Below are 12,254 nucleotides of genomic sequence, written 5' to 3'. Positions count from 1 at the left end.
ACTCCTATTGGTTGTTATAACATAGTCTTTTAGAAACTTAAAAATTTAAAGATTATGAAATTATCAATATTAATACCCTCAGTTTGTTTAGTCGGTATGATGGCTACAGGCTGTGTGAGTAACAAAAAATTCGCCGAGCTGCAGTCTACCAATACTAAACTACAACAGAGTAACGAACAACTCAATCAGCGTTTACAAGCTAGTGAAAGTGACGCATCTGGCGGAAAAATTAGAATTAAAAGTTTAGAAGAGCAAATTGCTGCAGAAAAAGCTAATGCCGTAGCATTACAGGCCGCTTTAAACAAATGTTTAAATTCAAGTAGCCAAGGAAATGTTAACATTTCTAAATTGGTTGATGAGATTAACAGTTCTAATAAATACATTCAGCAATTAGTAAATGCCAAAAATAAAAGCGATTCGTTGAATATGGTTTTAACCAATAATTTGACTCGTTCTTTAAGTCAGCAAGAAATGAGCGATGTTGATGTACAAGTTCTAAAAGGAGTGGTTTACATTTCCTTATCTGATAATATGTTGTACAAATCTGGTAGTTATGAAATTTCAGACAAAGCAGGCGCTACCCTAGGTAAGATTGCTAAAATTATTTCAGACTATAGTAACTATGATGTGTTGATTGAAGGTAATACAGACAATGTGCCTATCTCTAAACCTAACATTAGAAATAACTGGGATTTAAGTGCTTTAAGAGCCTCTTCAGTGGTTCAAGCTTTGCAGACGACCTATAAGGTAGATCCTAAACGTTTAACAGCAGGAGGGCGTGGAGAATACAATCCTTTGGTCGCTAATGACAATGAAGCTGGTAAAGCTAAAAATAGACGTACACAGATTATCATTACACCGAAGTTAGATCAGTTCATGGAGTTAATTGGTAAAGCACCAGCTGAAACTAAACCTTAGTGAACTAACCGTTAATATTAAGGAATTCTTTTCTAAAGAATGCCTCTAATGAAAAAGCCTCGACATTGTCGGGGCTTTTGTTTTTAGGCTTTTATTAAATTTATGTTTGTTCTGCTTTTGATTAAAACGTCGGCTTATTAGGTCCACTCTCATTCGTGTTTTCCCAGTTGTCGGCCTTTTCGTGTTCTTTTTGAGCATATTCTGCAGCTTCATTATGCACGTTGGCAACTTTATCGGTATCGGCATTTTCTTTAAAATCTTTATTGCCGTCTTTATTGACACTATGGGGCATCATGTCTAGGTTTTCTGCAGCTGGTTGTGCTTCGCTTTGTTTTTTAGCGATATCATGTTCGTGAGCGGCTTTGTCGTGATTTTTTCCTAAGCCTGCAATATTTTCATTGGTTTCCATCTTGGTTAATTTTAGGTTCAGTATAATAACAAAACGCTTAATTAAAAGTTTTTACCAAAAAAGAAGAAATAAAAATTAAACCAGTTGAGTTAATTCTGGTAAGGAAAGAGGTTTTTTTAATAATTTAACCACATACGGGTTGGCTTCGGCTCGCTGAATATCTCCAAAATCTAGAGTTGAAGACAGCATGGCTACTGTGCATTTGTCGGTAAAAGTCTTGCTTAAGTTTTTGTATTGCTCTAGAAAATCAAAACCATCCATATCTGGCATTTGGATATCTAAAAGAATAAAACTTGGTAGTTTTTCTGTCTCATTTGAATGTTTATTAAGGTAATCTAATGCATCTTCTGCAGACTGGCAAATGATAGTTTCATCAAAAAGCTTAAACAAACTAATCAGCTTTGCATTAATTTTTAAATCGATTTCATTGTCATCGATCAGCATAACCTTATTTGTCTTGTTTAACATTACTTATTGATTCTTTTATAGATGATAACTGCTACTTATTATTTGGAATGGTTATCTTAAATGTTGTTCCTTTATCTAGGTCTGAACTTACTGAAATTCGACCATCAATTTTATTTAAAGCTTCTTTTACAATAAATAAACCTAATCCGCTGCCATGATGTACTTTGCTCTTGAAAAATTGAGTAAATATTTTTTCCAAGTGTTCGTTTAAAATACCCATCCCATTATCGCTAATGCTAATGTGGGCAAAGTCTTGGTTTACATCTACTTCAATATTTACTTTTTTGTTTTCCTCGGTTACTTTTTGGTATTTAATCGCATTTGAAATTAAGTTGCCTAGTATAACTTCTATTCTAAATAAATCGCCAATAAAAGGAATTTTTTGATCTACATTGATGGTAAACTGAGTATCTCTGTCTGTATAAGAATAAACATCTACAAGTTCTGATATTAATGTTTTAAAATCTACCTCAGTGGCATCGGTATTATTTTTATTGTTTTTATAATATTGAAGTGTTTTTTGGATATAATAATCTAGTTTATTAGAGCAGGATTCTATTAAACTCCAATATTCACCGCTAGAATTATATAGGCCCTCCATTTTAACTAAATTAACAATGCCTATTACAGAAACTAAAGGCGCTCTTAATTCGTGGGATATGCTATAAATAAACCTATTTAATTCATTATTCGTTTTTTCTAATTCGGCTATTTTATTGCGTAGATCTACTTTTGCTCTATAGGCATCGTAAGCATTTTTGATAGAGTTATGCAATTCCATATCATTCCATGGTTTTTGAATGTATCTGTAAATATCACCATGGTTAATCGCATCAGCTAGTGCATCTATATCGGTATAGCCAGTTAAAAGAATTCTAATTGGGTCAGGGTAAGTTTCTGAGATACTTTTAAAAAACTCTACACCAGTTGTTTTTGGCATTTTCTGATCAGCAAGGATCACGTGCAAATCTACATTTTGCAATATCTTTAAACCTTCAGCAGCAGAAATAGCAGTATAAATTTCATACTGACGCCTAAAACTTGCCTTAAATGCTTGTAGGTTGTTTTCTTCATCATCTATGTATAAAATTCTTACACTTTGGTTTCTTGTTGGCATTGCTTATTCGGGATTTACATTCAAGGTAATAATAAATTCTGTTCCAACACCTAGTTTAGATATAACATCTATATGACCTTTGTGTTTCTCTATGATACTGAACACGATAGAAAGGCCAAGTCCTGTGCCTTCTCCAATATCTTTAGTGGTAAAAAATGGCTCAAAAATTCGATGTTTTGTTTCTTCGGTCATTCCGATGCCAGTATCTTTAATACTAATTTTTACTTGCTGTTCTTCATACCAACTCTTAATAGTTAAAAATTCTTCATCAGCAGGTACCTTTTTACTTTTTATGGCTTGCACTGCATTTGAAACCAAGTTCATGAATACTTGATTAATTTTACCTGGTTGACATTCTACTTTAGGCAAGTTGCCCAATTCATTAATAACCGTTAAATTATGAGGCATGTTATTTCTAACCAAAACCAAAGTAGATTGCAAGCCCTCGTTCAAATCGACAGGTTTCATATCGCTTTCATCCAGCCTGCTAAAGTTTCTTAAACTTCTAATAATCTCTGCGGTTCGTTTAGCACCTTCACTAATTCCAGAAAGTAATGAAACGATTTCATTATTAACAAAGCCAAGGTCAATTTGTTTCTTAAAAGCTTCTATCTCTTCAACTTGAGCTTTCACATCACCATCAAAATCAATTTCTTCGTATTTAGTAATAATGTCTTTTAAATCATTGATGTCTAATTCTAAAGGTTTAATGTTAGAGGTTACGAAATTAATAGGATTGTTAATCTCATGGGCAATTCCTGCAGTTAACTGACCGAGGGCAGCCATTTTCTCGGCATCTACTAATTGAGATTGGGTTTCTTTTAAATTTGTTAAAGTAATATTAAGAGTAGAGTTTGCGCTCTGTAATTCTTCAGTTCTTTCATGTACTTTTTTCTCTAATACTATGTTTTGCTCTTTAATGAGTTTTTGGTTTTCTAACGATGCATTAAGGGCTTGTGCTTGAGCTATTTCATTTTCTTTTTTAAAGAAGTTGATTTTATCCGCTAGTGCAAATGAAAGTAACAGCACTTCTAATGCTGAAGAAATTTGCAAAAGATAGGTTGTGAAGTTGTTGTACGGAATAATGCTATAATCTTTCAAAATAAAGAAAATAGCACCAATAAATAATATTGTCCATGCGATATTATAATAACCAGCAGGTTTAAAGTGCTTTTTAAAGTATACGTAATAAGATGTTGAAAGTGCTAATATTACTCCAGTCATGATGATAACTTGCATGATCATGAAAGCAGTGCGATTATCGAGCAGGAATATGCAACAAATTGTTAACAATATTAATACGATGTAAGTAAGGAATGCTTTATGCGCTCTGGGTGCAAAAACTTTAGTATTAAGGAAAGAAATCGTAAAAAGATCCGCGAATAATAATGCTAGAAGAGAACAGAGTACAACAGAGTAGCTGTTAACTAGTGGAAGACTATTCCAAATATAAATTTCACCGTATCCTTGTATAGAAATTTGTGTGAGCCAAGTAAAAAGTATATAAAAAACGTAATGAATATAGCTTTTGTCTCGTACTACGATAAAGAGGAATAGATTATAGATGAACATAATGAGCATCACACCTGTATAAATACCGAAAAAAACATCTCTAAACGAGTTTTTAGCAACTATATTATCTTGCGTGACAATCGAAATTTTTGCAATAAAATTTTCATGAGATTTTAGCTTTAAATAGATAACCTCATCTTTTCTTATCGTGTCTGTTAGAAGATAGCTAATGCCTTGTACGTTTTTTAGCTTATCGTAACCAGGTAAAACTAAAGGCTGTTGTAGGTGGGGAAGTTCACCTTGCTTCTCCCTATACATTTCATAGCTTTTAACTCTTACCTGTTCGATAAAAAGGACATTTTTATCGAATACTATATCCTTTGTAGTGCTCAATTTGATCCAAAAAGTTGCATCATCTACACCTAGATTTAATACCTCACGGTTTGGTAGCTGAACAAACAACTTTTCATGAACTTGTGTAGCCTTAAGTTTATTGGTATTGTCTTGATAATATGCGACATTAAAAGGCAAGCTATCTTTTTTAAAGCTCCCATAGGTGCATTTGCCCGCAATAAGTAAGAGAACTATCAATAATCTATTGAGAGTGGTTGGCGTCATGTTTTAGGGATATGAAAGGTTAAGTTAACAGTATCGCCTTGCTTAGATAATGCTTCTTGCTTATATATAGCTTGCTCTCTCATTTCAAATACAAAAGTGCGTTGGGGATCCTGAGCAAGAGGCAAATTGACAACATCATGATTAAACATTACAGTGGCCGTCATGTCATCTTTAGGGTAATAAAACTTACCGTTATTTCCTAATGAAGTAACCACTTGAAAGCCACCTCTGAGTACATTTCTATAGGTAGCAGGTGCGGCAAGACCAAATAAGGTGGTAATGCCAACAAACTTTGCATAAGCCATACAAGCTGTACTGAGATGAATGCTCCCTATCCCCAAGCCTGCAACTTCGAATGAATTCCATACACCAGCAACTTCACCAGTACCTACATCTGTAAAATCATCAACCATTTTATAGATGTTTTCATCCATATAGCCAACGGCCTCTTCAATGGGCAACCTATTTTTTCTATTAGCTTTATGTATTCTACCTCCTCCCAATACTTTATTGGTATCTTCATCAGTAACTAGTACCACATATACATCCGGATTAAGAATCCAGTCGGCTTTGGCAGAAGAAATTTGTGTGATTCCGAATATTTCAAGTACCCGTTTGTGTCCCTCAACAAAACTCAGAGAAGCTTTCCTATCATCCACAGCTCTAAAAACTGTGAACTTAATGTTTTTTATATCTGATTTAAGCTCTTCCAATTGAGAATGTTTTTGAGAGTGATTTTCGTATGGTTCTTTCTGGTGACGGAGCGGCTTTAAAAATTCTGAACATAAAGATAGGTTGTTCTATTGAAAGACTAAACAATCGGTTGAAATTTTGTTCGGCCAAAGTTAATTGTGCCTTTTGTTCTAAGGGGATAGTTAAACTATCTTCAATGGTGTTTTTATAGAAAAATATGATGGGAACATTAACTGGATGGATTTGAAGTTGCATTTCTGTAGTGGCTAGCCACAGTTTTTCAGCTGCTCTACCGCCTTCAATAAAGGAGTTGATTTCGCCTTTTGGCATAGTGATTAAGCCAATGGCAGATGATGACATGAATTGCATCATGGTTAATCGCTTAAAGCCACTTCCGCCATTCATTTGCTGCAAAAAGTTGATCATCTTTTTATCTTTTAACAAACGAATGCCAATTGAATCATTATTGCTCAAATCTAGTGTATGTATACCGATCCCGTCTTCTGTTGCCTGAACTTCATCTAAATCCCAACGCATTTCTTTGGTAATGAAGTCTTCGTGTGCTTCTGGGATAAACATTCTAAGTAAGTCTGTTTGTGTAGCGATGGCGCCAATGTTTTTAATCATTTCTGGGTCTGTAACCCATTGTAGTTTGGCATTAGGAATTTGTTCTACGAGATTAGACAGATGGCTTAAATCAGCTTGATTAATTTCTTGCCTAGGGGTAATTTTGCGATTGGTATGTCTTAAATCAATTTGTTTTGCCAAACTTATTTCTTGCTCAGAAGGTTGATAGTTTGGGGTAAAACTAAACCAAGCTAAATGATTTGGTGCAAACTGCGGCGTTAAATTCCAGTTAACAGCTAAATTTAGATGAGCTGCTTTTAACAGAAGATTTTCTATTGCGGCCCCAATTGAAATGTAAGATGATATATATTGGGGGTCTAGATAAGCTTGTGCAACGCTTTGTTCTAAAAACAAATGCAACAAGCCATTTTGATGATGCCACCGCCAAGGCTGATTATTTCCCCCTGATGGCGCTTTTCCTGCGGCAACTATTAATTGATTTAAAATTTCTTCTGGCAATTGTTGTGTATGTTCATCAAAAGCCAAGCGATTGGCCTTAATAAACTCTTCTATATTTTCAATGGAAAGTGGTGATAGGTTTGCTGCAGTTGTTTTTTGATCAGAAATTTTTTCTGGGTCTGCAATTAGCTCATCTAAGTCGAGGAAAAAGCGGCCAGAAACATTAAGGTTGCCTAATAAGATTTTCCTCGATAAATCTGCTGTTACACCACCTCCGTAGGTTACAGCGCTCGCCAATTGTGGCCAAGTAGAAATGGTGGCCATTATTTCTACAGCTGATGCTTTCATTCGGGGCGATAAGGTTTCAACACCTGTAACAGCAGTAATGTATGGTGTTCTCTCATCTAGTGTGGTAAGCTCTTTATATTTGCTCATATCCAGATGTTGAACCATACCGTGTAAAACAGGTCTTTCAGGTTCTAAATCAAACCTTTCGATATCTATTGTGCCCCTATCACTTCCTTCCATTAAAACAGGGATACCTAGTGCTTTTGCTTTGATGCGTGAATTAATTTTAATATCGAAGCTATCACATTCGTCGATTAATAAATCTAGTTTACCGTTTTCTGTTAGAAAGCGATCAATATTTTCTTCGGTTATGCCATCGTCAAAACAAACTACGTTTAAATAAGGGTCTATTTCTGCAATTTCTCTAGCAACGATTACAGTTTTCTGGATTTTAAGGTTGTATACCCCAGTTCTAATTCTGTTAATGTTGCTCAAGTCTAACTCATCAAAATCCGCAATGCGCAATTCTCCAAATCCTCGCTCCATGGCAAGGGTTAAAGAAACCGATTGACCAACGGATAAACCCATTACCCCAATTTTCTTTTGAGCTAAAATAGCCTGTTCTTGAGTAGTGATTTTATATTTATTTCTGTTGGTACGAACTATTGCGAATTCCTGTTCATCTAATAAATGAACCAATTTTTCTGCCCAAGGATAATATACCCATACGCCATATTCTTCAACTGATTTTTCTCCGAAGTGATTTTTAACTGCCTTTTCTAACTCAATGGGAGGTAAAAAAACAATTGTTGGTTGTAAACATTTAATTAATTCTTCAACTTGAGAATAAATATGATCGTAAACATGTAAATTATTCTTAGTAGAAATGAGGTGTTCGAATGCACTTTTTTGGACCGTATCTAACAGGTTGAAAAATACAGGTTTATAAACTGTTTTTTGTCTGGAAGTTTCTGAAATAAGCTGAGATAAAGTAGGGTTTAAGCCAGTTTCATTATGCATTTTAGTATTTAAATGGGGAGATAGAATAAATAAAAATAATTTTAATTGTTAAAACAACTAAATTAGTCTTTTAAGAGTTATAATAAAAAAGTATTTTTATCTTTTTATTGGCAGCAACAAATGAATACGAACATTTTATACGTAGATGATGAACCCCATAACTTAAGTGCTTTTTCTGCTACTTACCGTAGGTTATATAAGATTTTTACAGCAGAGTCTGCAGAGGAGGGAAGAAAAATACTTGATAAGGAAGATATTCATATCATTATTACCGATCAGCGGATGCCTAAGACAACTGGGGTAGAGTTTTTAGCTTCAATTTTAGAAAAACATCCAGAGCCAATAAGGATGATTTTAACTGGATATACAGATATTGACGCGGTTATAGATGCCATCAATAAGGGGCAAGTTTATAGATATATCCAAAAACCTTGGATGGAGGAAGACTTAAGGATTAACATAGAAAAAGCCAAGGAAATTTATACCCTTAGAAAAGAAAATAAAGAACTTACAGAGAAACTTTTGATTGCCAATAGCCAATTAGAGTTTATTGCTAGACAAAATCTTTTATCATAACACATTATCCAATTTAGTTGGCTTTTATCTAGGCAATTAGGTAATTCGTCGATTCTTCCCTAACAAAAGCGTTACTTTAATATAATAATAATTATTATTGTAAAACGGAGTAGATTTTTTGCCCGTCGCTCGTCAATGAAGAAACTTTTACCATCTATAATTATATTACTATTTGCTGGTTTTTTCCAATTAGCAAAGGCACAGAATATTTCTAATGAGGGGTCAGACTTTTGGCTTCCCTTCCCAACACACGATCCAAGTGGAAATAGTTTGGCTAATATGAACGTTTTTGTTACCAGTAAAACTAATTCTGAAGTTACCGTTAGTTGTGGTACATATACTGATACTAAACCCATTTTAGCCAATACCATCGTTACTTTTAGTGTTCCGCGAGCAAATTCATATATTAATGCGGCGGAAGGCAATTTGGTGTTAACCGATAGGGCCATTCATGTGGTGACAACTGCAGGCAAGCCAAATGTTGCTGTTTATGCACATATTTATGCAGGAGCTAGATCTGCTGCTTCATTAATTTTACCAAAAGAAGCCCTCGGACAGAAGTATTATTCGTTAAATTATACGCAGGATAATGGTGGTAGAAACTTTTTAGTTTTGGTTGCTGCTGAAGATAACACGGATTTAATTATACACGAGATTGCGGGAACAACAAGAATAATTAAATTACCTAAAGCTGGAGATGTTTATGAGTATTATGCTGCTACAGGGTCGGATTTAACTGGTACTTTTGTGGAAGTTGATCCATTAACTTCTCAGTGTAAACGCTTTGCTGCATTTTCTGGTAGTACATCACTAACAATAGCTTGCACTGGCTCTAGAGACCCCTTGTTTCAGCAGTTGTACACAACTAATAGTTGGGGAAAAAATTATGGTGCGATACCTTTTATAGGTAGAAGATATATTTTAAGGGTACTCGCACAGGATAATAATACCAAAGTAACGGTAAATGGAATGGTTATAAATTTATCTAAGGGTGAATTTTATGAGACACAACAACTGACTGAAGCAGTTTTAGTATCTGCTGATAAATTGATTAGTGTAGCTCAATACTCATTAACACAAGCATGTTCTACAGTTGCAGGCACAAATATTATTGGAGATCCAGAAATGGTCTTATTAAATCCAACTGAATTTAACATCAAGAATATAACCGTATTCTCTTCTAGTAATCAAGCCATTCAAACTAAATATGTAAATATATTTATGAAAACGGCGAAAACCTCAACCTTTAGGTTAAATGGTAGTATTCCAAGCAATGGCGTTTGGCAACCAGTACCTGCAGATGCTACTTATTCTTATATTCAAATTCAAGTATTTGATGAAAGTTTAACTCTTACCGCAGATGATGGTTTTAATGCAATTGCTTATGGTTTTGGGATGGCAGAGTCCTATGCTTACTCTGCTGGAACAAGTTTAGCATCTACTCAATTTTTGCTCATATTAAACAAAACTAGTGGAGAAGAAAATGCAACAGCTTGCATTGGTCAGCCAGCTGATTTTAAACTAACATTACCTTATCAATTAACTAAATTAATTTGGAAATTTAGTGATGGTTCACCAGATTATATTGATAATGCGCCTAACGGTGTAGCATCTGTTGTTAATGGAGAAACTTTATACACTTACACTGCTCCAGTAAATAAAACATTTATTGTAGCTGGAAAAACGCAAGTTACTGCTCTTGCTACCATACCGCCTAATGGGGGCACCTGTTTCCCCACAAGTGAAATTGAATTAATTTTTAATTTTGATGTTGACCCTTTGCCAAAAGCAGCATTTACAAAAGCAGCAACTGGTTGTGCTAATGAAGAAATAGCATTTAAAGATGCTAGCTCGTCAGAAGTTACAGGTAAAATACTTACAAAATGGTTATGGGATTTTGGAGATGGAAAAACTTCAACCGATCAAAATCCAAAACATATTTACGCAAATGGTGGCAACTATACTGTTAAACTTTCAGTTGGAGCAGAAAATGGCTGTCTATCTGAGGTAGCAATGCAAAACATATTAATAAATCCAAAAGTAGTGTCTTTATTTACTACAAACCAAAATTCCTGTATAGATACAGATATTTCATTTGTTAATCAATCTACTATAGACCCAACTGGTACAATTGTAAAGTGGACTTGGGATATGGGCGATGGTAAGCCTGCCATTCAAGGAGATGGAACTCCGTTTAATTATCATTATACTGCTCCTGGAAAATATACTGTGACCTTAGTAACAGAAAGTGACAAAGGCTGTATTAGCAAACCATTTTCTTTGGAGGTTAACATTACAACCTTGCCTATTGCTGATTTTATTATTCCTGATGTTTGTTTGGCAGATGCACAAGCTGTTTTTATTAACTCATCAACAGATCATGACGGTACAATTCCGGCAGGACTTACTTATTTATGGAATTTTGGTGATGCTTCTTCGGGTATTTTAAATTCTTCAACAGAAAGAGATGGAAAACATAAATACAATGCTCCTGGAAACTACACAGTAACTTTAACTATAACCAATGCAAATGGATGTAAGAAAACACTATCGCTTCCTTTTACAGTTAATGGTTCTTTTCCAAAAGCAGATTTTGAAACTTTAAATGCCAGTAATTTATGTAGTAATCAGATATTCACATTAAAAAATATATCTACTGTAGATTTTGGTAACATTACTAAAGTGCAATGGTACATAGATGGAGTTAAATATGGCGATGATGATTTAGATCCAACGGTAAACAAGCTTTATGAATTTACTTATCCTCAGTTTACCACACCGCTAACAAAAACTTTAGATGTTAAAATGGTGGTTTATTCTGGAGGTACATGCTCAAATGAGATTACACATCAGGTTGTTTTATTGGCATCACCCGTGGTGATATTTGATGCACTTGAACCAGTTTGCTTAAATGGAGGTGTAGTTCAATTTACAGGTTCAGAAACTGGAGGTTTATTAGGTTCTTATGAGTATACCGGTAAAGGAGTAAGTACAACAGGCTTATTTAATCCGATAATTGCAGGTATTGGCGTTCATGCTATTACCTACACTTTTACTGCGAGTAATGGTTGTACGAATTCTCAAACACAATCAATAGAGGTTTACCCAGTGCCAACTGTTGATGCTGGAAGTGATTTTTATATTTTAGCTGGAGGCCAGAAACAAATCTCAGCTACTGCGAAGGGAAATGGATTAACTTATAAATGGACACCTTCCATAGGCTTAAGTGCTGACGATGTTTTAAACCCAATAGCAAATCCAGAGCAAGATACTAGATACACTTTAACCGTTACGTCAAGTCAAGGTTGTTACATGACAGATGATGTTTATGTATACGTATTGCAAAATGTTAATGCTCCCAATAGCTTTACACCTAATGGAGATGGAGTTAATGATGTTTGGAATGTGAAGTATTTAGATACTTATCCAAATGCGAATGTAGAAATATACAATAGAAATGGGGAAAGAGTGTATTTTAGTAAAGGATATGCTGTACCTTTCGATGGGAATTATAAAAATCAGCCTCTGCCTGTCGGAACTTATTACTATATTATCAACCCAAATAGTGGCAGAAAAAGTATTACTGGAAACCTAACAATTATAAGATAG

At 34.6% G+C, this 12,254-nt stretch carries 9 protein-coding genes; 3 read left to right on the top strand and 6 right to left on the bottom strand.

Annotated features, from left to right (window positions below):
- Positions 1–54 precede the first annotated feature (54 nt).
- Positions 55–918, top strand: coding sequence for a flagellar motor protein MotB (locus tag R2Q59_RS08700; RefSeq protein WP_316767893.1), 864 nt, complete (start codon positions 55–57; stop codon positions 916–918).
- A 121-nt stretch (positions 919–1,039) separates the two neighbouring features.
- On the opposite strand, the gene R2Q59_RS08695 is transcribed toward R2Q59_RS08700, so the two are convergent.
- The 6 genes from R2Q59_RS08695 to R2Q59_RS08670 form a co-directional block, all read right to left on the bottom strand.
- Complete coding sequence (locus tag R2Q59_RS08695) at positions 1,040–1,327, bottom strand: hypothetical protein (RefSeq protein ID WP_316785203.1); 288 nt, start codon at positions 1,325–1,327, stop codon at positions 1,040–1,042.
- A 75-nt stretch (positions 1,328–1,402) separates the two neighbouring features.
- Positions 1,403–1,795, bottom strand: coding sequence for a response regulator (locus tag R2Q59_RS08690; RefSeq protein WP_316785201.1), 393 nt, complete (start codon positions 1,793–1,795; stop codon positions 1,403–1,405).
- Positions 1,796–1,826: 31 nt separating this feature from the next.
- Complete coding sequence (locus tag R2Q59_RS08685) at positions 1,827–2,912, bottom strand: hybrid sensor histidine kinase/response regulator (RefSeq protein ID WP_316785199.1); 1,086 nt, start codon at positions 2,910–2,912, stop codon at positions 1,827–1,829.
- 3 nt (positions 2,913–2,915) lie between these two features.
- Positions 2,916–5,042, bottom strand: a complete 2,127-nt coding sequence (locus tag R2Q59_RS08680) for a 7TM diverse intracellular signaling domain-containing protein (protein ID WP_316785198.1) — start codon at positions 5,040–5,042, stop codon at positions 2,916–2,918.
- Positions 5,039–5,581, bottom strand: a complete 543-nt coding sequence (locus tag R2Q59_RS08675) for a hypothetical protein (RefSeq protein ID WP_316785196.1) — start codon at positions 5,579–5,581, stop codon at positions 5,039–5,041. The genes R2Q59_RS08680 and R2Q59_RS08675 overlap by 4 nt, the downstream gene beginning before the upstream one ends.
- Positions 5,582–5,741: 160 nt before the next feature.
- Positions 5,742–8,069, bottom strand: coding sequence for an Rv1355c family protein (locus R2Q59_RS08670; RefSeq protein ID WP_316785194.1), 2,328 nt, complete (start codon positions 8,067–8,069; stop codon positions 5,742–5,744).
- A gap of 120 nt (positions 8,070–8,189) precedes the next feature.
- Here R2Q59_RS08670 and R2Q59_RS08665 point away from each other — a divergent pair, with 120 nt between their 5' ends.
- Together R2Q59_RS08665 and R2Q59_RS08660 are read left to right on the top strand one after the other, a co-directional pair.
- The gene (locus R2Q59_RS08665) at positions 8,190–8,645 is read left to right on the top strand and encodes a response regulator (RefSeq protein WP_316767881.1); all 456 of its coding nucleotides are present in this window, start codon (positions 8,190–8,192) and stop codon (positions 8,643–8,645) included.
- A 135-nt stretch (positions 8,646–8,780) separates the two neighbouring features.
- The gene (locus R2Q59_RS08660) at positions 8,781–12,254 is read left to right on the top strand and encodes a PKD domain-containing protein (RefSeq protein WP_316785192.1); all 3,474 of its coding nucleotides are present in this window, start codon (positions 8,781–8,783) and stop codon (positions 12,252–12,254) included.

The sequence above is a fragment of the Pedobacter frigiditerrae genome, from assembly GCF_032678705.1.
Taxonomy (GTDB): domain Bacteria; phylum Bacteroidota; class Bacteroidia; order Sphingobacteriales; family Sphingobacteriaceae; genus Pedobacter; species Pedobacter frigiditerrae_A.
The sequence above is the reverse complement of the archived record's forward strand: the minus strand, read 5'-3'. Positions and strand labels throughout refer to the sequence as shown.

What these genes read in the sequence shown, in the direction of transcription:
- R2Q59_RS08700 (WP_316767893.1), top strand. Translation starts at nt 55, where the DNA reads ATGAAATTATCAATATTAATACCCTCAGTTTGTTTAGTCGGTATGATG.
- R2Q59_RS08695 (WP_316785203.1), bottom strand. Translation starts at nt 1,327, where the DNA reads ATGGAAACCAATGAAAATATTGCAGGCTTAGGAAAAAATCACGACAAA.
- R2Q59_RS08690 (WP_316785201.1), bottom strand. Translation starts at nt 1,795, where the DNA reads ATGTTAAACAAGACAAATAAGGTTATGCTGATCGATGACAATGAAATC.
- R2Q59_RS08685 (WP_316785199.1), bottom strand. Translation starts at nt 2,912, where the DNA reads ATGCCAACAAGAAACCAAAGTGTAAGAATTTTATACATAGATGATGAA.
- R2Q59_RS08680 (WP_316785198.1), bottom strand. Translation starts at nt 5,042, where the DNA reads ATGACGCCAACCACTCTCAATAGATTATTGATAGTTCTCTTACTTATT.
- R2Q59_RS08670 (WP_316785194.1), bottom strand. Translation starts at nt 8,069, where the DNA reads ATGCATAATGAAACTGGCTTAAACCCTACTTTATCTCAGCTTATTTCA.
- R2Q59_RS08665 (WP_316767881.1), top strand. Translation starts at nt 8,190, where the DNA reads ATGAATACGAACATTTTATACGTAGATGATGAACCCCATAACTTAAGT.
- R2Q59_RS08660 (WP_316785192.1), top strand. Translation starts at nt 8,781, where the DNA reads ATGAAGAAACTTTTACCATCTATAATTATATTACTATTTGCTGGTTTT.